Below are 22319 nucleotides of genomic sequence, written 5' to 3' on the forward strand. Positions count from 1 at the left end.
ATTCACGCAGCCTGCGCGCACAGCGCCTGCCCAAACAAAAGGTGGTTGCGCATCGACGAGATGTCGGTGCGGTTCTGGATCAAATCGAAGTACCAGGGGCCATCCTGTACGTCGCCATATAGCACCGCGCCGGTGATGCGGCTGCCGTCCAGCACCAGGCGCTTGTAGACGCCACGGCGCGGATCGCGCAGCACCAGGTCTTCGCTGCCGTCGCCGCCGATGAAATCGCCGACCGAGTACAGCTCGACGCCGGTCACCTTCAGGCGCGTCGGCGTGGCTTGCTGCACGTAGCGGCGGTGCCCGGCGCCAGCCAAGTGGGCGGCGCACACGCGCGCCTGCTCCCAGATCGGCGCCACCAGGCCGAAGGTGGAACGGCGGTGCTGCACGCATTCGCCAACTGCGTAGACGCGCGGGTCGAAAGTTTGCAGCGTGTCGTCCACCACGATGGCGCGCTCGCAATGCAGGCCGCTGCGCTTGGCCAGTTCGATATTCGGACGCACACCCGCAGTCATCACCACCAGGTCGGCCGGGATCTCGCTGCCGTCGGCAAATCGCACCGCCGTCACACGGTCCTCGCCGACGATCTCGCTGGTCTGCGCATCCATGCGGAAGGCGAGGCCTTTGGCCTCCAGGGCCTTCTGCAGCAGCTTGGCGGCTGGCTTGTCGAGCTGCTGGTTCATCAGCGTATCGGTGACGTGCACCACGGTGACCTGCATGCCCTGGCGCTGCAGGCCGTTGGCAGCCTCCAGCCCGAGCAAGCCGCCGCCAATCACCACGGCGTGACGGTGGTCGCGCGCGGCGGCCAGCATCTGCTCGACGTCATTGATGTCGCGGAAGGCCAGCACGCCCGGCAGCTCATGGCCCGGCACCGGAATGATGAAAGGCCGCGAGCCGGTCGCCAGCAGCAGGCGGTCATAACGCACTTCCAGCCCGGATCGGGCGCGCACCAGGCGGCGCTTGCGGTCGATATACTCCACCGGATCGCCGGCGTGCAGGGTGATGCGGTTCTGCGCGTACCACTCGCGCGTATTCAGCATGATGTCGTCGACCGACTTCTCGCCCGCCAAGACCGGCGACAGCAGGATGCGGTTGTAGTTGCCGTGCGGTTCGGCGCCGAACACGGTGATGTCGTACATGTCCGGCGCGAGCTTGAGCAGCTCCTCGACCGTGCGCATGCCGGCCATGCCGTTGCCAACGACGACCAGGGCCGGTTTCATGCGCCGACCCAGACCTTTCCGCCTTCGATGCGCGCCGGCCAGGTAGGCACCGAGTGTTCGGGCGCTTCAAGGCATTCGCCGGTTTGCAGGTCGAAGTGGTGCTTGTAGATCGGCGAGGCGACCACCAGACGTTCGCCCAGGTTGCCGACCAGGCCGCGCGACAGCACGGAGGCGTCCGAATTCGGGTCGTAGTTGCCGATGGCGAAGACGCGGCTGCCGGCGCCGTCGTCCATGCGGAACACGGCAACCTGCTGGCCTTGCAGCAGCGCGCAGACGCCGGTGTTGGGGACGATTTCTTCCACGGCGCAGATGGCGGTCCAGGCGGCGGCGGATTGGTCACGGTGCATGGCGGTTCTCCTTAGGCGACGACTTTGATCGGGATACGTTTGCGTTCTTCCACGGTGGCGGGGCGGATCTGGCCGCGTTCTTCCATGAAGACCACGTTGCTGTCGGCTTCCGGGCTGTTGACGAAGTGGCGGAAACGGGCGCGCGTTTCTGGATTGTTGACCGCTTCCTTCCACTCGCAGGCGTAGGTATCGACCACGCGCTGCATGTCCTGCTCCATCTCGGCGTTGATACCCAGCTTGTCGCCGATGACGACGTCCTTCAGGTAATCCAGGCCGCCCTCCAGGTTTTCGCGCCAGGTGCTGGTGCGCTGCAGGCGATCGGCGGTACGGCTGTAGAACATCAGGAAGCGGTCGATATAGGCCACCAGGGTTGCCTTGTCCAGGTCGGAGGCCAGCAGCTCGGCGTGGCGCGGCTTCATGCCGCCGTTGCCGCACACGTACAGGTTCCAGCCCTTTTCCGTGGCGATGATGCCGACGTCCTTGCCCTGCGCTTCGGCGCATTCGCGGGTGCAGCCGGATACGCCGAACTTGATCTTGTGCGGCGTACGCAGGCCCTTGTAGCGGTTCTCCAGCTCAATCGCCAGGCCGACCGAGTCATCGACACCGTAACGGCACCAGGTCGAGCCGACGCAGGACTTCACCGTGCGCAGCGACTTGCCGTAGGCGTGGCCGGTTTCGAAGCCGGCCGCGATCAGTTCTTCCCAGATCAGCGGCAGCTGCTCGACGCGCGCGCCGAACAGGTCAACGCGCTGGCCACCGGTGATCTTGGTATACAGGCCGTACTTCTTGGCGACCTGGCCGACCGCGATCAGGCCTTCCGGCGTAACCTCCCCGCCCGGCATGCGCGGTACTACGGAATAGGTGCCATCCTTCTGGATATTGCCCAGGAAGTAGTCGTTCGAATCCTGCAGGCTGGCGTGCTCCCTCTTCAGCACAAAATCGTTCCAGCAGGTGGCGAAGATGCTGGCCGCCAGCGGTTTGCAGACATCGCAGCCCAAGCCTTTGCCGTGACGCGCCAGCAAGTCGTCAAATGACTTGATCTGTCCAACACGGATCAGGTGGAACAGCTCTTGGCGCGAGTGCGCGAAGTGTTCGCAGACGTGGTTGTTGACGTCCATGCCGAGCTTTTTCATCTCGGCCTTCATGATTTGCGTCACCAACGGCACGCAGCCGCCGCAGGAGGTACCGGCGCCGCAGCATTTCTTCAGCGCTCCGATGCTGGTGGCGCCGCCAGCGACCGCGTCGCAGATGGCGCCTTTCGAGACGTCGTTGCAGGAACAGATCTGCGCGCCGGCCGGCAGCGCGTCCACGCCCAGGCCAGGCTTGGCCGCGCCGTCCGACTGCGGCAGGATCAGGAATTCCGGCGCTTCCGGCAGCTCGATCTTGTTCAGCATCATTTGCAGCAAGGTGCCGTATTCGCCGGCATCGCCCACCATCACGCCTCCCAGCAGGTATTTGCCGCAGTCCGACACGACGATCTTCTTGTAGACCTGCTTGCGCTCGTCGGTGAACTGGTAGGAGCGCGCGCCTTCGGCCTTGGCGTGCGGGTCGCCGATGCTGGCCACGTCCACGCCCATCAGCTTCAGTTTGGTGCTCATATCGGCGCCAGTGAACTCGGCGGCGGCATCGCCCAGGATATGGCGCGCAGCAACGCGGGCCATGTCGTAGCCCGGCGCCACCAGGCCATACACCATGCCGTTCCACAGCGCGCATTCGCCGATGGCGTACACATTGGCGTCGCTGGTCTGGCAATGGTTGTTGATGGCGATGCCGCCGCGCGGGCCGACTTCCAGGCCGGATTCGCGCGCCAGGTAGTCGCGCGGGCGGATGCCGGCGGAAAACACGATCATGTCCGTCTCCAGCGAAGTGCCGTCGGCGAACTGCATGCGGTGGGTGCCGCCCTCGCCCGCCACGATGGCGGTGGTGTTCTTGCCGGTATGGACGGTCACGCCCAGGTCTTCAATCTTCTGGCGCAATACGCGGCCACCGCCGTCGTCCACCTGCACCGCCATCAGGCGCGGTGCGAATTCCACCACGTGGGTCTCCAGCCCCATATCGCGCAGCGCCTTGGCGCATTCCAGGCCAAGCAGGCCGCCGCCGATGACGACGCCGGTCTTGGAGCGCGCGCCGCATTCCTGCATCGCTTCCAGGTCTTCAATGGTGCGGTAGACGAAGCAATCCTTGCGATCCTTGCCTTCGATCTGGGGCACGAAAGGGAAGGAGCCGGTGGCAATCACCAGCTTATCGTATTCGAGCACACTGCCGTCGTTGACGGTGACCTGGCGTGCCGCCGTATTGATGGCCAGGGCACGCGCATTCAGGCGCAGCGCCATGTCGTCGCGCTCGAAAAAGCCCTCTTCGACCAGCGACAGGTCGTCCGCACTCTTCCCGCTGAAGAATTCCGACAAGTGCACGCGGTCGTAGGCCGGACGCGGCTCCTCGCACAACACGGTGACCTGTACACCGCTATCGCGCGGCAGGCTTTTCAGGAATTGGTGGCCGACCATGCCATGGCCAATGACGACGATTTTCATGCTGCGGCTCCTGCGATGGCGTGTTCGGCTACGGTGGATTCGCTGAATCGTGCGGCCAGTGCGCACAGGGCGGAGATGGCAACCAGCACGCCAAGAATCCACAGGGTTTGCTGTGCGTTGCCGGTTCCCTTGAGCAGGAAGCCCGCCGCCACCGCGCCGACATTGCCGCCGGCGCCGATGATGCCGGCCACGCCGCCCAGGGCGCGCTTGTCGATGAAGGGCACCAGCGCATAGGTCGCGCCGCAAGCCATGTGGGTGAACAGGCCAAACGCCAGCATCGAGACCACCGCGAACAGCACGCTGTCGGCCTTGGAGAAGAACAGCAGGCCAATGCCTTCGCCCAGCATCATCACGAACAACAGGGTGACGCGGCTATTCAGGCTGCCGCGCAGGGCCGCCTTGTCGGACAGCCAGCCGCCCAGCGCACGGGCAAACAGCGCCAGCAGACCGAAGCTGCCCGCCGCCATGCCGGCCTGCGCCAGCGACAGCTTGAAGGTGTCCACGTAGTAGGTGGCGGCGATGTTGTGGATGAAGATCTCCACGCCGAAGCAGGCGCCGTAAGTCACGAACAGCATCCATACGCGGTAGTTGACGGCGGCCAGCTTGAAGCTCGCCCAGCCCCCCTTCTTGCCGCCTTCCAGTTCGATGCCGGCGGCGCGCAGGTCAGCGTAATTGCCTTCCGGGCAGTCCTGGGTGTAGCGGTAGTAGACGACCGCCATCACCAGCATCAGCACACCCGGCACCACCAGGGCGGCGCGCCAGCCCATGGTTTCGCCGACGCCCATCATGACCATGGCGGCCATGATCATCGGCATGGTGGACTGCACCACGCCGCCGCCGGCATTGCCCCAGCCGGCTGCCGCCGCGTTGGCGGTGCCGACCACGTTGGGCGCGAACATGACGGAGGTGTGGTACTGGGTGATGACGAAGCTTGCGCCCACCGCGCCGATCAGCAGGCGGAAGAACAGGAAGCTCTCATAAGTCTGCGCCGCAGCCACGCCCAGCACGGGGATGGCGCCCAGCAGCAGCAAGCCGGTATAGGTCTTGCGCGGGCCGTAGCGGTCGCACAGCGGGCCGATGATCAGCCGCACGATGATGGTGATGGCGACGGCGGCGATATTGATGTTGGCGATCTGGGCCGGGGTCAGGCCGAACTCGCCTTTAATCACCGGCATCAGTGGCGCGCAGGCGAACCACGCGAAGAAGCAGACGAAGAATGCCATCCAGGTGAGGTGGAAGGCGCGCATTTGAGGCGTTGAGAACGAAAACAGTTTGATGCTGGTCGCTTTGGCCATGGTGTTATCCCTGAAAACAAAAAGGCGTCCGCACAGCCACTGCCCAATCGAAGGCAGCGCTGCGCGGACGCCGTTGTCCGGTTTTGCCGATCCTCCGTTAGACCGACCCTTGACCTATGCTTTGCAAGACCTGTGCCAGGAGCGTCTCCCTAGGGAAGACGGCCCGCACGACGTGCGCCGGGCCGATTTTCGCCACCTTGCGGTGCGGCGCGCCCAAGAATGGTGCACCGCAATAGGGCGGCACTCAGGCGTTCGTTGCCTGAAGTGCGGCCTTCACCATGTCGTCGATTTCTGTTGTGATGTTCGATAGCACCCCGGCAACCACCGCGAATTCGCGCCCGGCATGGCCAGCCCGTGCCGCCACCACGCGGGCGTTGAAGGTGACCATCTTTGCTTGCCGCGCGATGGTTTCGATTTCCGTGATCACGCCGCGCAGCTGCTTTTTCATCAGCACCGCGTGTTTCTTGGACTGTTCTTCATAGATGGCGGTGATCTGGTTCAGCACCGCCAGCACCGGCGTAGCGGTGGCCACCAGCTGGTCCAGCGCGTGGCCCGGCGCGCCGCTGTCCAGCGCACGCTGCGCCACATCGATGAATTCCGCAATCTGGCGCGCGCCGCCTGGCTTGCCGTGGTAGGCCTCCTGCAGCTCGGGGCAGAAAATGCCTGGCAGCGCGTCGCTGCCGTTCAACAGCGTATGGTGGGCCTCGCGGAACAGCGCCAGCGCGTCGCGCGCTATGTCGGCGGCACCCGGCTGCCCTTGCGCCGCCAGCACCGCATACAGCACCAGCCGCTGCGAGGTGAACCTGCGGCGGCCGGACAGGTTGATCAAGGCTCCGAATACTTCACCCGAAAGGGGGCTGGCCGGCTCTTTCATGCGCTCTCCTTCACAACATATGGATGGCAAAGGAAGCGGCGTAGCGCTCGGGATCTTTGCCATCCCAGGTGGTCCCGTCCATGAGCACCGAGCTGCGCAGGGTACTGGCGGGTACTGGAGTCTCCGTTATTTCTGCCGCCTCTTTATAGAGGGCGATCTGGTGCACCCTGAGCGCCACGCTCAGGTAGTCGGGTGCGGTCTTGAGCAGGCCCCAGCGCCGGTGCTGGGTCATGAACCACATACCATCCGACAGGTAAGGGAAATTGGCCGCGCCTTCCTGGTGGAAGCGCATGCTGTGCGCGTCCTCCCAGCTGCGGCCCATGCCGTCCTGGTAGTGGCCGAGGATGCGCTGCCAGATCACTTCCTTGCTGGTGTTGACGTATTGGACGGCGGAGATGATCTCCGCCATCGCCATGCGGTTGGCGGCGCTGGCGTCGATCCAACGGCTCGCTTCCAGCACGGCGGCGACCAGGGCGCGTGCGGTGTTCGGGTTATGGCGTACAAAGTCCTGGGTGGCGGCCAGCACCTTCTCGGGATGGTCGGGCCAGATTTGCTGGCTGGTGGCGATGGTCACGCCCACGCCGTCCATCACGGCGCGATGGTTCCACGGTTCGCCGGCACAGAAGCCGTCCATATGGCCTGCCGCCAGGTTGGCCGCCATCTGCGACGGCGGCACGGTGATGATGCGCGCTTCGCGCAGCGGGTGTACGCCATACGCGGCCAGCCAGTAGTACAGCCACATGGCGTGGGTGCCGGTGGGGAAGGTCTGCGCCCAGCGCAACTGGCGTTCATGCGCCAGCGCGGCCACGCCTGCGCCATCGTTGATGCCCTCGTCCACCAGACGGCGCGAGATGGTGATGGCCTGGCCGTTGCGGTTCAGGTTCATCAGGATCGCCATATCGCGCTGCACCGAGCCGACGCCGAGCTGGGTGCCGTACACCAGGCCATATAGCGCATGCGCCGCGTCCAGCTCGCCGGTAAGCAGCTTGTCGCGCACGCCGGCCCAGGACGTTTCCTTGCTCAATACGATGCGGATGCCGTGCTTACGGTCCAGCCCCAGTACGGACGCCATCACCAGCGACGCGCAATCGGTCAGCGGGTTGAAGCCAATCCTGACGATGTCTTTTTCAATCTGCATACCTTTACTCCTGCCAGGCTCGCACCAGAACGGTGCATCAGCCCAGCAAATCCTCCGCGTCCAGGATGCGCTGCGCCAATTCGGCCAGCTTCAGGTTCTTGTTCATGGCCATGCTGCGCAGCTTCTGGAAGGCCTGGTCTTCGGTCATGCCATGGCGCGCCATGAAAATGCCCTTGGCGCGGTCGATCACCTTGCGCTCGGCGAGCTTCAGGCGCGTGCCTTCCAGCTCGTCCAGCAGCTGCTGCTCGCGGCGGAAACGCACCATCGCCACCTCCAGCACCGGCTTCACGCGCTCCGGCTGCAAACCCGCCACCACATAGGCGGAAACGCCCGCCGCCATGGCCGCTTCCATGGAGGAGGCCTTGTCGTCCTCGGTGAACATGACGATGGGGCGGCGCTCGTCGCGGGTGGCGATGACGATGTGTTCCAGCACGTCGCGCGCGTCCGATTCGGCGTCGACGATGATCATGTCCGGCTGCAGGCGGGCGATGTGCTCCGGCAGATGGAAATCGGCCGGCAGGGAGGCCAGCAGGTCGTAGCCGGCTTCCGCCAGCCCGCTGTGCAAGGCATGTGCGCGTGCCTCACTTTCGTGCGCGGGATGGATCAAAACGATGCGTAAGTTGCGGCTCATACCCCAATTGAGCAAGATCCGGGCCAGGTTTCGCGTTAAACTTCCGGCATGAACCGAACCATATCCCCTCTGCACCTGGCGCTGTGCGCCCTTGTTTTAGTTGTCCTGGCCTGGTCGGGCATCGCTCCCTACGACCGCACCACCTGGTGGCTGGAAGTGATGCCGGTGCTGATCGCACTGCCGCTGCTGGCGTATTCCTACCGCAGCTACCGGCTGACGGACCTGCTGTATGCACTGATTGCGGTGCATTGCGTGATCCTGATGGTGGGCGGCGCCTACACCTATGCGCGCGTGCCGTTTGGCTTCGACCTGCAGCATTGGCTTGGCTTGTCGCGCAATCCGTATGACCGCCTTGGGCATTTCGCACAGGGCTTTATCCCGGCCATGGCGGCGCGCGAGATCCTGCTGCGCGGGCGCCATCTGGCGCGCGGCAAGATGCTGGCCTTTGTGGTGATTTGCATTGTGCTGGCGATCAGCGCGACTTATGAATTGATCGAATGGGCTGCTGCCGTGGCGCTGGGCCAGGGGGCGGACGAATTCCTCGGCACCCAGGGCGACCAGTGGGATACCCAGTCCGATATGTTCATGGCGCTGCTGGGCGGCGCGGCGGCGCTGCTCACGCTCTCGCGCTGGCATGACCGGCAGTTGGCCCAACGCTGATGCTGGCCGCAATCCTTCCGGTTTTCCTGCTGATTATGCTGGGCGTGGCGATCCGGCAGGCGCGCTGGATGCCGGAGGATTTCTTTCCTTCGGTGGAGAAGTTCTCTTACTTCATCGCCTTTCCCGCGCTGCTGTTCACCGGTATTTCGCGGCTTGACTTCCAGGGCCGGATGGTCGGCGAACTCGCGCTGGCGACGCTGCTGCCGACGCTGATCGTTGTCGGCCTCGCCCTGCTGGTGCTGCTGTTCTGGCGCGGGCTGCCCGACGCCAGCCGCTCCTCAGTGATCCAGGGCGCGATGCGGCCCAATAGCTATTTCGGCATCGCCGTGTCGACGCTGTTCTTCCCGCAGCAGACCGCAGCGCTGGTGATGCTGGCTCTGGCGCTTTGCCTGCCGGTGGTGAACGTGGTGTCGATCCTGGCGCTGTCGTGGTGGAGCGGCAGCCGAGTCGCGCCGGGCCGCGTGGCGCGCACGCTGGCCACCAATCCCATCATCCTCGCGACATTGGCCGGCATCGCGGCGAGCGTGAGTGGACTGGCCTTGCCGCTGCCGCTCATGAACACGCTCGACATCCTCGGCAAATCAGCGCTTGCCCTCGGCCTGCTGTGCGTCGGCAGCGGCCTGGTTTTCTCGCTGGAGGGCCTGCGCCCCGCCGCGCTGGCCTTTACCTCTGGGCTGAAGCTGCTGGTGCTGCCGCTGGTGGCGACGCAAGTCTGCGCACTGCTCGGCGTATCGCAAGCCGTCACCCTGGCCGCCTGTTTCTACTGCGCGCTTCCCACTGCTCCCAACGCCTACATCATGGCACGCCAGCTGGGCGGAGATGCGCGCTTGATGGCTTCCCTGATCACGCTGCAAACCCTGCTGGCTGCGATAACGATCCCTCTGCTCCGCTAAATCTTGAAGGGAGTAGTTGCCGTTTTATCGCATCCGGGTGCCAGACGCTCCAGCGGGTGGCTGCCGCGCAGGCAGCGCCAATTGACGTAGCCGTCGGAGCTCCAGCTGGGCGCCAGGTAAAACGCCGGGCCGGCAGACGTTTGCTCGTCCAGCGACACTTCAATCTGCGCCGTCTGCGGGTTGAACGCAATGCTGCGCACACCGGCGGGGGGAGCCTCGTTTGCACCTGCCTCGGTCAGCGTTGCAGGCAAGCGGCGATGATTGATGATGTACGCACCGACATGCTTTGCCATGCGCTCGGCGTAAAAGCGTGCTGCCGTATTCGCATATGGCCGCTCCATACTCGCGTACCACCCGAGCGCGGGCACCACTGCAAGGACCAGGAGGGCGATATACCAAAGGCGCCGTCCAGGGCGCGGATGCGGTGGGGAAAAGATGTTCGTCATGATTGCCACAATATCAAGTAGCGACCACCCTAGCAACGCTTTAGAGTAAACGCTTGGCTTCCAGCAGCGCGTCAACGATGGCCGGCGCGCGGCGGCGCGCGCTTCGCTGCTGGGGACCCGCAGGGCGTAGGCCGGGTGGTAGGTGGCGATGAGCCAGCGGCCGTTGCGCTCGACGGCCTCGCCCATGTAGTCCTTCAGCGCGACGCTGCCGCTTTGCAGGATTGACTTCAGCGCTGTGGCGCCGAGGGCGACAATCACATCGGGGGCAACGCTTTCCAGTTCGGCTTCGAGCCAGTAGTGGCAAGCGGCGACTTCTTTCTGCGCCGGCGTCTTGTGCATGCGGCGCTTGCCGCGCATCTCGAACTTGAAATGCTTGACGGCGTTGGTGATGTAGACCTGGCGGCGATCGATGCCGGCCGCCGCCAGCGCATCGTCCAGCAACTCACCGGCAGGGCCGGCGAAGGGCTTGCCAGCAATATCCTCCTGGTCGCCAGGCTGCTCACCCACCAACATTAACCTGGCGCGGCGAGCCCCCTGCCCACCGACAGGCTGTGTGGCATCGCGCCACAGCTCACAGCGGCGGCATTCATCCAGAGAGGCGGGCGTTTGCGGATCGTGCATCAGCCCATTGTTCGAAGCCCGACGCCAGGCGGCGCACGATGCAGCGAGCCGCTCAGGCCGGGCGGCCGGTGAGGGCGAAGGCGCGGGTGCGTTTGAGGAATTCGTTGAACTGGCTGGCGTGCTCGGGGAAGCGTTCCTGGCCTTCGGTGAAGATGGCGGCCGCTTCGTCCAGGTGGCCCAGCTTCATCAGGCATTCGCCTTTGCTGAAGAAGGCTGCCATGCCATCCTCGTTGAGGTAGAGCGATTCGTCCAGGTCGCGCAGGGCCTTCTCGTACAGGCCAAGCTCCATGAAGGAGAAAGCGCGCTTGTCGAGCGCTTCGGTGAAGGCGGGATAAAGTTCGATCGCCTTGCCGTATTCGTTGATGGCGTCAATGCGGCGGCCTTCGGTGGCATGCACGCCGGCGCGCTCAAAGTGCTCGCGGGCGGTGCGCATGATGGTGTCGACGTCCTGGCCGGTCAGGCGCACGTACAGCTCGAAATCCATGTACTTCAAGCCTTGCAGCTCGCGCTCGGTGGCGGGCTGGTTGCCCAGCAGCTCCCAGCCTTCCGCCAGCGTGGAGGCGGCACGCTGCGCGTGGGCCAGGCGCACCACCGCCTCGTCGAGCGACGACAGGCGCGGCTTGGCGGCTACCGGTTCATAGGTCAGGAAGTGCGCGGTGGCGCCGTCGACGGCAAAGACTTTGAGCGCGGACCAGCCCTGGTCGTTGGGCGCCGGCTGTACCAGCACATCGCCAGCCTTCACCGCGAGCTGCGGCGTAGGCTGGAACTGTGCCGCCGCCCCGGCGCGCGAGGCGCCCAGGGAAGCGAGAAGATTGGAGATGAATTTCAGCATGCACAGAAGTGTACATGCTTTTTTGGCAGGATATTACTGCTGTGCGTATTCCGCCAGGCGGGCGTCGATGCAAGGCTGCAGGTCGGCCGGCGAGGAGATGTTCATGCCCAGGTCGTGCAGCAGGCCGTCCTTCAGGCCGTACACGAAGCCGTGCACGGTCAGCTCCTGGCCGCGGTCCCACGCGTCCTGCACGATGGTGGTCTGGCAGACGTTGACCACCTGCTCCACCACGTTCAGTTCGCACAGGCGCTCGCTCTGCTTGCTCACGTCGTTCAGCGCGGAGCCCAGGTAGCGCTCGTGCTTCTGGGCGACGTCCTGCACGTGGCGCAGCCAGTTGTCGACCAGGCCCACGCGGCCGCCGGTCAGCGCGGTGTGCACACCCTTGCAGCCATAGTGGCCGACGATGATCACATGCTTCACCTTCAGCACCTCGATGGAGAACTGCAGCACCGACAGGGAATTCAGGTCGGAGTGCACCACCACATTGGCGATGTTACGGTGAACGAACACTTTGCCTGGCGGCAGGCCAAGCAGTTCGTTTGCCGGTACGCGCGAATCGGAACAGCCGATCCACAGGTATTCCGGGCCAACCATGGACAGGTTGCGGAAGTAGTCAGGGTCCTGCGCTACTTTTTTCTCCGCCCACTGCCGGTTGTTTTCCAGCAGGTGCTTCATTACGTCGTCACTCATATCACTCGTCTCTTATTCGAAGAAGTCTTTGACCTTGTCCATGAAGGACTTGGTCTGGGGGCTATGCTTCGCACCACCTTCGGTAGTGGAGCGCTCGAATTCACGCAGCAGTTCTTTCTGCTTGTCAGTCAGCTTGACCGGCGTCTCAACGGCGACATGGCAGAACAGGTCGCCCGGATAACCGGAACGAACGCCCTTGATGCCCTTGCCCTTGAGGCGGAAGGTCTTGCCGGACTGCGTGCCTTCCGGCACGGTGAAGGAAACTTTGCCATCCAGCGTCGGCACTTCGATCTCGCCGCCCAGCGCTGCTTTCGCAAAGCTGATCGGCATTTCGCAGTGCAGGTCGTCGCCTTCGCGCTGGAACACGCTGTGCGGCTTGATGTGGATTTCCACATACAGGTCGCCCGGCGGTCCGCCATTGGTGCCCGGCTCGCCGTTGCCGGTGGAGCGGATACGCATGCCGGAATCGATACCGACCGGGATCTTCACTTCCAGCGTCTTGTTACGCTTGATGCGGCCCGCGCCGGAGCACGATGGGCATGGCTCAGGGATGATCTTGCCGGTGCCGTGGCACTTCGGGCAGGTCTGCTGGATGCTGAAGAAGCCCTGCTGCATGCGGACCTGGCCATGGCCGCCGCACGTGGAGCAAGTCACCGGCGAGGTGCCCGGCTTGGCGCCGGAACCGTGGCAGGTGTCGCACTTGTCCCAGCTCGGCACGCGGATCGTGGTGTCGAAGCCGTGGGCCGCTTGCTCCAGGGTGATCTCCAGGTTGTAGCGCAGGTCTGCGCCGCGATAAACCTGCGGGCCGGAGGAACGGCCGCCGCGGCCACCGCCGCCGAAGATGTCGCCGAAGATGTCGCCGAACGCATCGCCAAAGCCGCCGAAGCCGCCGCCTCCGCCGCCGCCCATATTCGGATCGACGCCAGCGTGACCATAGCGGTCGTACGCTTCGCGCTTTTCCGGATTGGTCAGCATCTCGTAGGCCTCTTTCACCTCTTTGAACTTTTCCTCAGCCTCTTTGTTATCCGGATTGCGGTCCGGATGGTATTTCATCGCGAGTTTGCGATAGGCTTTTTTGATTTCGTCTTCGGACGAGTTCTTAGCGACCCCGAGGATCTCGTAAAAATCACGCTTTGCCATGGTGTACCAATTTATGCGAAAAAGCCGAGCGAGCCCCGTCTGGATGCGTCGCTCGGCAGGTCATTACTCAGACCGGATTTGAAGCTTACTTGCTGTCTTTGACTTCCTTGAAGTCGGCGTCGACCACGTCGTCCTGGGCTGGCTTGGACTCGGCGCCCGCACCTGCTGCACCAGCACCGGCGGCACCGGCAGCACCTTGCTGCGCCTGCATGTCAGCATACATCTTCTCGCCCAGCTTCTGCGAAGCTTCGGACAGTGCTGCCACTTTGGCGTCGATCGCTGCCTTGTCGCCGTCCTTCAGGGTGGCTTCCAGGTCGTTGATCGCTGCTTCGATCTTCTCTTTTTCGCCGCCTTCCAGCTTGTCGCCGTATTCGGTCAGGGACTTGCGGGTGGAGTGCACCAGCGCGTCAGCCTGGTTGCGGGACTCAGCCAGTTCCTTCAGCTTCTTGTCTTCTTCCGCGTTCAGTTCCGCGTCCTTCACCATCTTCTGGATTTCCTCTTCGGACAGGCCGGAGTTCGCCTTGATGGTGATCTTGTTTTCCTTGCCGGTGGCCTTGTCTTTCGCGCCCACGTGCAGGATGCCGTTGGCGTCGATGTCGAAGGTCACTTCAATCTGCGGCACACCGCGTGCTGCTGGTGGGATGCCTTCCAGGTTGAATTCGCCCAGGCCCTTGTTGCCCGCTGCGATTTCACGCTCGCCCTGGTATACCTTGATGGTCACGGCCGGCTGGTTGTCGTCGGCGGTCGAGAACACTTGCGAGAACTTGGTAGGAATCGTGGTGTTCTTGTGGATCATCTTGGTCATCACACCGCCCAGGGTTTCGATACCCAGGGACAGCGGGGTCACGTCCAGCAGCAGCAGGTCTTTGCGGTCGCCCGACAGGACTGCACCCTGGATCGCGGCGCCAACAGCCACGGCTTCGTCAGGGTTCACGTCCTTACGTGGGTCCTTGCCGAAGAACTCTTTGACCTTTTCCTGCACCTTAGGCATACGGGTCATACCGCCGACCAGGATGATGTCGTCGATGTCGGACACTTTCACGCCGGCGTCCTTGATCGCGGTGCGGCATGGCTCGATGGTGGCGTTGATCAGCTCCTCAACCAGGGACTCCAGCTTGGCGCGGGTGATCTTCAGGTTCAGGTGGACTGGCGCGCCGTTCGCCATGGCGATGTAAGGCTCGTTGATTTCAGTCTGCTGCGAGGACGACAGTTCGATCTTCGCGCGCTCGGCCGATGCCTTGATACGCTGCAGGGCGATTGGATCCTTCTTCAGGTCCAGGCCGTTGATCTTCTTGAATTCGTCGATGATGTAGTCGATCACGCGCTGGTCGAAGTCTTCGCCGCCCAGGAAGGTGTCGCCGTTGGTCGACAGCACTTCGAACTGCTTTTCGCCGTCCACGTCAGCGATTTCGATGATGGACACGTCGAAAGTACCGCCACCCAGGTCATACACGGCGATCTTGCGGTCGCCCTTGTCGGACTTGTCCAGGCCGAATGCCAGTGCGGCTGCGGTAGGTTCGTTGATGATGCGCTTGACTTCCAGGCCAGCGATACGGCCGGCGTCCTTGGTTGCCTGGCGCTGCGAGTCGTTGAAGTACGCAGGCACGGTGATGACCGCTTCGGTCACTTCTTCGCCCAGGTAGTCTTCAGCGGTCTTCTTCATCTTGCGCAGCACTTCTGCGGAGATCTGAGGAGGAGCCAGCTTCTTGTCGCGTACGCCGATCCAGGCGTCGCCGTTGTCGGCCTTCATGATTTCGTAAGGCATCAGGGAGATGTCCTTCTGGACTTCCTTCTCCTGGAACTTACGGCCGATCAGGCGCTTTACCGCGAACAGGGTGTTCTTTGGGTTGGTGACAGCCTGGCGCTTGGCAGGTGCGCCAACCAGGATTTCGCCGTCGTCTTGGTAGGCGATGATGGAAGGGGTGGTACGCGCGCCTTCCGCATTCTCGATGACCTTCGGCGCGCCGTTTTCCATGATGGCGACGCAGGAGTTGGTGGTGCCCAGGTCAATACCGATAATCTTGCCCATGATTTGTTCTTCCTTTAAATACTAAGTTTTGAATGCTTCTTATATGTGGAAAATCTGTTTCGATTTCAAGTGCCTTACTTTGGCTGGGCAGCCGTCACGATGGCGGGACGCAGCAGGCGGTCCGCAATCATGTAACCCTTTTGCAGCACTGCTACAACGGTGTTCGCTTCCTGCTCGGCAGGCACCATGGCCACGGCCTGGTGTTTGTTCGGGTCCAGCTTATCGCCGGCCGCCGGCATCACTTCCACCAGGCGGTTGCGCTCGAAGGCGGAATTCAGCTGCTTCAGGGTCATTTCGACGCCCTCTTTCAGCGATTCCAGGGTCGGGTTTTCGACTTTCAGGGCCATTTCCAGGCTGTCTTTGACCGGCACCATGGCTTCGGCAAAGCTCTCAACAGCAAATTTGTGTGCTTTTGCAACGTCTTCCTGGGCGCGGCGGCGGATGTTTTCGCCTTCGGCCTTGGCGCGCATGAATGCATCGTGCATCTCGGCCAGTTTCGCCTCGGTCGCGGACAGCTGTGCTTCCAGGTCGGACATGGCTGGAGCTGCGTCAGCTGGAGTCGCTTGGGCTTCTACCGGTTCCACTGCTTCTGGGTTCTGGCTTGGCTGGTTTTCCTGGTCTTGCATCTAAAAGACTCCTACAAATCTATTGAAATAACTACTGCACCGGCAAGAAATGGGGCTTACCCACATCATTTCAAGGGGTATTTTGCCCCTCCGTGCAAAGGCCCGGCGCACGCCGGCGGGATGAGTCTGTAACAGCAGAGTTACAAATCTTACAAAACTTGGAGATACGTTAACCGTGGGTTTTGACTAAGATGAATCTATGCGGCGCCTGGACGCCGCGTTCCCTCGGAGCGCATCATGAAGTTGCCATTTATTACAGCATCGGTCATCGCCTGGAGCTTTCTTGCTACGGCAGTGATCGTCTTCAGCGAACTCATCCCCTAACCAGCTATTTTAGCAGGTTAGCACTCGTCACCCACAAGTGCTAACAAAGGACTTATTTGCGCAGCTTGCGCATCGACGACATGGTCGGCCAGCCGATCATGTGCTGCTCGGCGATTTCCGTCAGCGCCTGGATCCAGGCCGGGTGGCTGTTCAGGCAAGGGATGTAGTTGAATTCCTTGCCACCGTTGGACAGGAAGTCGTGCCGCACCTCCATCGCAATCTCTTCCAGGGTTTCCAGGCAGTCGCTGGTGAAACCGGGACAAATCACATCCAGCTTGCGCACGCCGTCCTTGGCCATCTGGGCCACGGTCGGGGCGGTGTAGGGTTGCAGCCACTCGGCCTTGCCGAAGCGTGACTGGAAGGTGACCAGGTACTGGTCCTCGCCCAGGCGCAGCTTTTCGGCCAGCAGGCGGGCGGTTTCCAGGCATTCGGCCTGGTAGGTGTCGCCCAGGTCGATGGTGCGTTTTGGCACGCCGTGGAAGCTCATCACCAGCTTTTCGCCGCGGCCGTGGGTCTCCCAGTAGGCCAGCACGGTCTTTTTCAGCGCGTCCACATAGCCTTCGTGGTCGTGGTAATCGCGCACGAAGCGCAGCTCGGGAATGTTGCGCACTTTCTTATAGTGGTCGAACACGGCGTCGCTGACGGAGGCGGTGGTGGTGCCGGAGTATTGCGGGTAGGCCGGCAGGATCAGGATGCGGTCGTGGCCGTCGGCTTTGAGCTTGGCCAGCACTTCCGGCAGCGATGGCGAGCCGTAACGCATGGCCATGGCCACCGTCACGTCGTTGTGGCCACGCTCGCCCAGCAGGCCGCGCAGCAGCTTGGCCTGGGCCTGGGTGTGGAATTTCAGCGGCGAGCCGTCGCTGGTCCAGATCGAGGCGTACTTTTGCGCCGACTGGCCGGAGCGGAACGGCAGGATGATGCCATTCAGGATGAACCACCAGATCGCCTTCGGGATTTCGACCACGCGCGGGTCGGACAGGAATTCCTTCAGGTAGCGGCGTACTGCGCCGCGCGTTGGGGCGTCGGGGGTGCCGAGGTTGACCAGCACCACGGCGGTTTTGGTAACGGCGCCCTGGGGCATTGGTGGTTCTTTAGCGAACGGCATGGAGGCTCTTTTCTTATTCGTGAGCCAACCATTATAAATTCATTCCTGGGGCGCGCTCCAGACCAGGTTCCAAAGATGGCCGTCCAGGTCCTCGAATCCCTGGTCGTACATGAAACCGTGGTCTTCCGGCGGGTGCGGGGTGGTGCCGCCGGCGGCAAGGGCCTTGGCGATCAGGCTGTCGACTTCCTCGCGGCTGTCGCACATCAGGCAGATCACGACTTCGTTCGCCTCTTTCGCCTGCACCACCGGCTTGTTGATCAGGGACTTGAAAAACGGTTCAGTGGTCAGCATGGCCTGGACCGTGTCGCCGGCAATGCTCATAAAAGCCGCCTCCGGGCCGCAGTATTGTTCATTAAAGGTAAAACCCAGCGCAGAAAAGAAAGCCCTGGACTTTTCCAGGCTCTTGACCGGCAGGTTAAAAATGACCGAGTTTTTCATGGCGTCTCCATTCATTGGGGTGGGTATTGCATACCTACGACGAATAACGCTGCCAGAAATCGACATTGCCAGGGCATTTTATGTCTGTTTCCGCACTGAACAGCTACAAGTCAGGCAATATGGTAGAGAAATGAATACCCCCGCGAAAGGCCGCCGGCCTTCTCCCTTATCGCTTGGCGCCTGGAGGCAATTCCTCAAGGTGGCGAAGCCCTATTGGCTGGGGGCGGAACGGAACAAGGCCTGGTTCCTGCTGTCGCTCCTGATCGTCTTGATGCTGGTCGAAACCAAACTGGCCGTCATGTTGAACGAGCAGACCGGCGAAATGACCTCGGCCCTGGCCGCCCGGGATGGCGAGCGCTTCCGGAAATCGGTACGCGATTGCCTGGTGGTAATCGGGTTCGCGGTGCCGGTCTATGCCTTCTACTATTACATGCGCGACCTGTTCGCCAACCAGTGGCGGCGCTGGCTGACCGGCCGCTTTCTCGACGGCTACCTGAAAGCGCGCAAGTATTACGAACTTGGCGCGGACGGCGAAATCGACAACCCGGACCAGCGTATCAGCGAGGACATCAACACTTTCACCGGCCGCTCCACCCACTTCCTGCTGATCTTCCTCGGCTCGATCATGCAGCTGGTGGCGTTCAGCGCGGTGCTGTGGTCGATTTCGCATGTGCTGGTCTACGTGCTGACGGCGTACGCGCTGGCCGGTACCGTTGTCGCGCTGTACGTGTTCGGCAAACCGCTGATCCACCTGAATTTCTGGCAGCTGCGCCGTGAGGCGGATTTCCGCTTCAGCCTGATGCGCCTGCGCGAGAATGCCGAGTCGATTGCCTTCTATCGTGGCGAAGCGCAGGAGCGGGCCCACATCAACTCGCGGCTGGAGAAGGTGATCCAGAATTTTTCGCGGCTGATCGCCAAGCAGCGCTCACTCAACCTATTCCAGCGCTCCTTCAGCCAGCTCACCTTGGTGCTGCCGGGCGTGCTCCTGGCCAACAGTGTGTTGTCCGGCGAACTTGAAGTGGGCCGCGCCACGCAGGCGGCCGGGGCCTTCGCCGCTGTCCTCGCCGCGGTCGGTGTGATTGTCGAGAACTTTGAAAGCCTGAGCCGCTTTGTCGCAGGTGTTGGCCGCCTGCAATCCTTGTCGGAAAAAGTGCTGCCCCCTACCGCGCCGAGTGCCGATGCCGGGCACGACGCCTCGTTCATCCAGCGCGTCCCGGGCCAGCATCTCTCCCTCGAATCCATTACGCTATCACCACCGCACTCGGATCGCGTGCTGATCAAGGACCTGAGCCTGGACCTGCTGCCCGGCGACGCGCTACTGATTACGGGCGAAAGCGGCTGCGGCAAGAGCTCGCTCCTGCGGGCGATTGCGGGTTTGTGGCGCACCGGCAGCGGCGTGATCCGGCACCCGCCGATGGAAGATTTTTTCTTCCTGCCGCAGCAGCCCTACCTGCAACACGGTACCTTGCGTAGCCAGATCATCTACCCCAGCGAGCGGACTGCGCTAAGCGACGAGCGGCTATCGGAAATCCTGGAGCAGGTGCACTTGCCGCACCTGGCTGAGCGCGTGGGTGGCCTGGACGCGGTGCAGGATTGGGAGAAGCTGCTGTCGGTCGGCGAACAGCAGCGCCTGGCCTTCGCCCGCGTGCTGGTGCACCAGCCGAACATCGTAATCCTCGATGAGGCGACCAGCGCCCTCGACAGCGCCAACGAAGCCTCGCTCTACGCGCGGCTGCGCGAGAGCGGCACCACCCTGATCAGCATCGCCCACCGCGCCGCCGTGCTGCGCCACCACACCCACGTGCTGCAGTTCACCGGCGAAGGCAAATGGGAAGTCTACAAAGCCAGCGAATTCCGCTTCGACGACTTATGACGCCAGCAGCTCGCGGGCGTGCTTGCGGGTGGTGGCGGTGATTTCGAGCCCGCCCAGCATGCGCGCCACTTCTTCGATACGCGCCTTCTGGTCCAGCACCTCGATGCGGGAGGCGGTGCGGCCGTTTTCGGCAGCGCCTTTGGCAACCTGGAAGTGCTGGTTGCCCTGGCTGGCCACTTGCGGCAAGTGCGTCACGCACAGCACCTGGCGCTCCTGGCCCAGGCGCTTGAGCAGGCGGCCGACAACTTCCGCCACGCCGCCGCCGATGCCGCTATCGACTTCGTCGAAGATCAGCGTCGGCACGGTGGTGGCGTGCGATGTGATGACGGAGATCGCCAGCGAGATGCGCGCCAGTTCGCCGCCGGATGCCACTTTCGCCAGGGGGCGTGGCGCAACGCCGGCGTGGCCGGCCACCATGAATTCCACCTGTTCCACGCCATACGCGGAAGGTTCGCACGGACGCAGCGCGATCTCGAAGCGGCCGCCCGACATGCTCAATTCCTGCATGCCTTGCGTGACGGCGGCGCCCAGCGCCGCTGCTCCCGTTGCGCGCGCCGCGGAAAGCTGCGCCGCTAGCGCGAGATAGGCGTCTTTCAGCTTTTCCTCCTGCTTGCGCAGGCCTTCCAGGTCGGCCGCATCGGCCAGCTGCGCCAGCTTTTCCGACAGGCGCTCGTGTTCTTCCGGCAGGTCATCCGCCTGTACGCGGAACTTGCGCGAGGCCGAATGCAGCGCTTCCATGCGCGCGTCCACCTGGCGCAGGCGCTCGGGATCGAGCTCCACGCGGTCCATGTAGTTGTTCAGCGCGGACACCGACTCCTGCAACTGGATGCGCGCCGATTCCAGCATTTCCACTACCGGCTGCAGTTCGGCGTCGACCGATACCAGCTTGCCCAGGCGCGAGCAAATGGTCGTGACCTGCGACAGCACCGGATGCTCGTCGGCCTCCGACAGCACGCCCAGCGCCTCCTGCGCGCCTTCCAGCAGGCTGGCGGCGTGCGACAAGCGTGAGTGCTCGTTGCCGATTTCCGCCCACTCGCCTTTTTTCGGCGCCAGCTTGTCCAGCTCCGCCACCTGCCATTCCAGGCGCTCGCGTTCGAACTGCAGGTTGGCCGCATTGGCCTCGTATTCTTCCAGCTGCTTCGACAGCGCGCGCCAGGCCTTGTAGGCGGCAGCCACCTCGCGCACATTGGCGCCGCACTGGTTGTCCAGCAGCTCGCGCTGCGCATCGGTCTTGAGCAGGGACTGGTGGGCGTGCTGGCCGTGGATGTCCACCAGCATGTCGCCCAATTCGCGCAACTGGCCTGCCGTGGCGGCCACGCCGTTGATGAAGGCTTTCGAACGGCCCGCGTTGTCGATCACCCGGCGCAGCAAGGCGCCGCCCTCCTCCACCTCGAACTCATTGGCTTCCAGCCAGGCCTCGGCCTGCGGCGTCAATGCGAAATCGGCGGTGATATCGGCCTTGGCCGCGCCTTCGCGCACCATGCTGCCATCGCCCCGGCCCCCCAGCGCCAGCGTCAGTGCATCAATCAGGATGGATTTGCCGGCACCGGTTTCGCCGGTGAAGACTGTGAAGCCTGAGGAAAATTCCAGTTCAATCGAATCAACAATAACGAAATCGCGGATGGACAGGGTTCGAAGCATCAGATTTTGCCGTCAGTAGAAGGGTATTCGTTCCAGTGCAGCTTTTCGCGCAGGGTGTTGTAGTAGCTCCAGCCTTCCGGGTGCAGGAAGGTGATGGTGTGCGGCGACAGGCGGATGTGGATCTGGTCGCCAATAGCCGCGCTGGCGAAGGTTTGCATGTCAAAGTTAACGGTGATGTCGCGGCCGCGCTTGATCTCGATCACGATCTCGCTGGAGTCGGGCAGCACGATCGGACGGTTGGACAGCGCGTGCGGCGCAATCGGCACCATGGCGATGCCGCCCAGCGTTGGATGCAGCAGCGGGCCGCCGGCCGACAGCGCGTACGCCGTGGAACCGGTCGGGGTGGAAATGATCAAGCCGTCCGAACGCTGGTTGTACATGAACTGGTTGTCGACATCGACGCTCAGTTCCACCATGCCGGCGCCGGCGCCGCGCGAGACCACCACATCGTTGACGGCGGTGCCGAAGAAGATCGCCTTGCCGTCGCGGATCACGCGCCCTTCCAGCAGGGTGCGGCGCTCGGCCTTATGCGTGCCGCCCAGGATGCGGCCCAGCACGGGCAGCATGTCTTCCTGGCGGATGTCGGTCATGAAGCCGAGACGGCCCTGGTTGATGCCGATCAGCGGCGTGTCGTAGGAGGCCAGCTGGCGCGCAATGCCCAGCATGGTACCGTCGCCCCCCATCACCACCACCGCATCGGCGCGCTCGCCAATGCCCTGCACGCTCATGGAAGGGATATCGGAAATGGCCAGGTGTTCCGCCGTATCGGCCTCCAGCACCACACTGTAGCCGCCATCCTTGAGGAAGTTGATGACATCGCGCACCGGTTCCTCGATGCCGGTGGTATTTGGCCGGACGACCAGGGCAATCGTGTTGTACATCGGATGCGTAGCGGACATATCAATCTCGGTCAAAATATGGGGGTAGCAACACGCAGCAGAGTAACCCATAATGCTTGCTCTTGC

At 63.1% G+C, this 22319-nt stretch carries 20 protein-coding genes; 3 read left to right on the forward strand and 17 right to left on the reverse strand.

The window, feature by feature from the left end; genetic code table 11:
• Positions 1 to 2: 2 nt before the first annotated feature.
• The 7 genes from AAHE99_RS14070 to AAHE99_RS14100 form a co-directional block, all read right to left on the reverse strand.
• On the reverse strand, positions 3 to 1217 hold the full coding sequence (locus tag AAHE99_RS14070) for an NAD(P)/FAD-dependent oxidoreductase (RefSeq protein WP_342117977.1): 1215 nt from the start codon (positions 1215 to 1217) through the stop codon (positions 3 to 5).
• Positions 1214 to 1564, reverse strand: coding sequence for a nitrite reductase small subunit NirD (gene nirD, locus AAHE99_RS14075; RefSeq protein WP_342117978.1), 351 nt, complete (start codon positions 1562 to 1564; stop codon positions 1214 to 1216). Before nirD ends, AAHE99_RS14070 begins: the two co-directional genes overlap by 4 nt.
• A gap of 11 nt (positions 1565 to 1575) precedes the next feature.
• Positions 1576 to 4098 (reverse strand): nitrite reductase large subunit NirB, encoded by a 2523-nt coding sequence (gene nirB / locus AAHE99_RS14080; protein WP_342117979.1) that lies wholly within the window; start codon positions 4096 to 4098, stop codon positions 1576 to 1578.
• Positions 4095 to 5393 (reverse strand): MFS transporter, encoded by a 1299-nt coding sequence (locus AAHE99_RS14085; protein ID WP_342117980.1) that lies wholly within the window; start codon positions 5391 to 5393, stop codon positions 4095 to 4097. Before AAHE99_RS14085 ends, nirB begins: the two co-directional genes overlap by 4 nt.
• A gap of 244 nt (positions 5394 to 5637) precedes the next feature.
• The gene (locus AAHE99_RS14090; protein WP_342117981.1) at positions 5638 to 6267 is read right to left on the reverse strand and encodes a methyl-accepting chemotaxis protein; all 630 of its coding nucleotides are present in this window, start codon (positions 6265 to 6267) and stop codon (positions 5638 to 5640) included.
• A gap of 10 nt (positions 6268 to 6277) precedes the next feature.
• The gene (locus tag AAHE99_RS14095; protein WP_342117982.1) at positions 6278 to 7405 is read right to left on the reverse strand and encodes a CmpA/NrtA family ABC transporter substrate-binding protein; all 1128 of its coding nucleotides are present in this window, start codon (positions 7403 to 7405) and stop codon (positions 6278 to 6280) included.
• 37 nt (positions 7406 to 7442) lie between these two features.
• Positions 7443 to 8036 (reverse strand): ANTAR domain-containing response regulator, encoded by a 594-nt coding sequence (locus AAHE99_RS14100; protein WP_342117983.1) that lies wholly within the window; start codon positions 8034 to 8036, stop codon positions 7443 to 7445.
• A gap of 48 nt (positions 8037 to 8084) precedes the next feature.
• On the opposite strand from AAHE99_RS14100, the gene AAHE99_RS14105 reads away from it, so the two are divergent.
• On the forward strand, positions 8085 to 8696 hold the full coding sequence (locus AAHE99_RS14105) for a DUF2238 domain-containing protein (RefSeq protein WP_342117984.1): 612 nt from the start codon (positions 8085 to 8087) through the stop codon (positions 8694 to 8696).
• 92 nt (positions 8697 to 8788) lie between these two features.
• On the forward strand, positions 8789 to 9589 hold the full coding sequence (locus AAHE99_RS14110) for an AEC family transporter (RefSeq protein WP_342117985.1): 801 nt from the start codon (positions 8789 to 8791) through the stop codon (positions 9587 to 9589).
• On the opposite strand, the gene AAHE99_RS14115 is transcribed toward AAHE99_RS14110, so the two are convergent.
• From AAHE99_RS14115 to AAHE99_RS14150, 8 genes are all read right to left on the reverse strand, one after another.
• Positions 9586 to 10656, reverse strand: coding sequence for a UdgX family uracil-DNA binding protein (locus AAHE99_RS14115; protein WP_342117986.1), 1071 nt, complete (start codon positions 10654 to 10656; stop codon positions 9586 to 9588). The two genes, AAHE99_RS14110 and AAHE99_RS14115, sit on opposite strands and share 4 nt — an antisense overlap.
• A 52-nt stretch (positions 10657 to 10708) precedes the next feature.
• Complete coding sequence (locus AAHE99_RS14120; protein WP_342117987.1) at positions 10709 to 11488, reverse strand: tetratricopeptide repeat protein; 780 nt, start codon at positions 11486 to 11488, stop codon at positions 10709 to 10711.
• A 33-nt stretch (positions 11489 to 11521) separates the two neighbouring features.
• Positions 11522 to 12178: a carbonic anhydrase gene (locus tag AAHE99_RS14125; RefSeq protein ID WP_342117988.1), complete on the reverse strand. Its 657-nt coding sequence runs from the start codon at positions 12176 to 12178 to the stop codon at positions 11522 to 11524.
• Positions 12179 to 12190: 12 nt separating this feature from the next.
• Positions 12191 to 13318, reverse strand: a complete 1128-nt coding sequence (gene dnaJ, locus AAHE99_RS14130) for a molecular chaperone DnaJ (protein WP_342117989.1) — start codon at positions 13316 to 13318, stop codon at positions 12191 to 12193.
• A gap of 85 nt (positions 13319 to 13403) precedes the next feature.
• Positions 13404 to 15347, reverse strand: a complete 1944-nt coding sequence (dnaK, locus tag AAHE99_RS14135) for a molecular chaperone DnaK (RefSeq protein ID WP_342117990.1) — start codon at positions 15345 to 15347, stop codon at positions 13404 to 13406.
• Between the two features lie 74 nt (positions 15348 to 15421).
• On the reverse strand, positions 15422 to 15973 hold the full coding sequence (gene grpE / locus AAHE99_RS14140) for a nucleotide exchange factor GrpE (protein WP_342117991.1): 552 nt from the start codon (positions 15971 to 15973) through the stop codon (positions 15422 to 15424).
• A 376-nt stretch (positions 15974 to 16349) separates the two neighbouring features.
• Positions 16350 to 17402, reverse strand: coding sequence for a ferrochelatase (hemH, locus tag AAHE99_RS14145; RefSeq protein WP_342117992.1), 1053 nt, complete (start codon positions 17400 to 17402; stop codon positions 16350 to 16352).
• 39 nt (positions 17403 to 17441) lie between these two features.
• Positions 17442 to 17840 (reverse strand): VOC family protein, encoded by a 399-nt coding sequence (locus AAHE99_RS14150; RefSeq protein ID WP_342117993.1) that lies wholly within the window; start codon positions 17838 to 17840, stop codon positions 17442 to 17444.
• A gap of 130 nt (positions 17841 to 17970) precedes the next feature.
• On the opposite strand from AAHE99_RS14150, the gene AAHE99_RS14155 reads away from it, so the two are divergent.
• Complete coding sequence (locus AAHE99_RS14155) at positions 17971 to 19713, forward strand: ABC transporter ATP-binding protein/permease (protein WP_342117994.1); 1743 nt, start codon at positions 17971 to 17973, stop codon at positions 19711 to 19713.
• On the opposite strand, the gene recN is transcribed toward AAHE99_RS14155, so the two are convergent.
• A complete protein-coding gene (gene recN / locus AAHE99_RS14160; RefSeq protein ID WP_342117995.1) occupies positions 19708 to 21354 on the reverse strand; it encodes a DNA repair protein RecN in 1647 nt (548 codons plus the stop codon). The genes AAHE99_RS14155 and recN overlap by 6 nt on opposite strands.
• Positions 21354 to 22253 carry an NAD kinase gene (locus tag AAHE99_RS14165; RefSeq protein ID WP_342117996.1) on the reverse strand — a complete coding sequence of 300 codons (900 nt, stop codon included), beginning with the start codon at positions 22251 to 22253 and terminating at the stop codon, positions 21354 to 21356. The genes recN and AAHE99_RS14165 overlap by 1 nt, the downstream gene beginning before the upstream one ends.
• Between the last annotated feature and the right edge of the window lie 66 nt (positions 22254 to 22319).

It is taken from the genome of Pseudoduganella sp. OTU4001 (assembly GCF_038440195.1).
Taxonomy (GTDB): Bacteria; Pseudomonadota; Gammaproteobacteria; order Burkholderiales; family Burkholderiaceae_D; genus Rugamonas.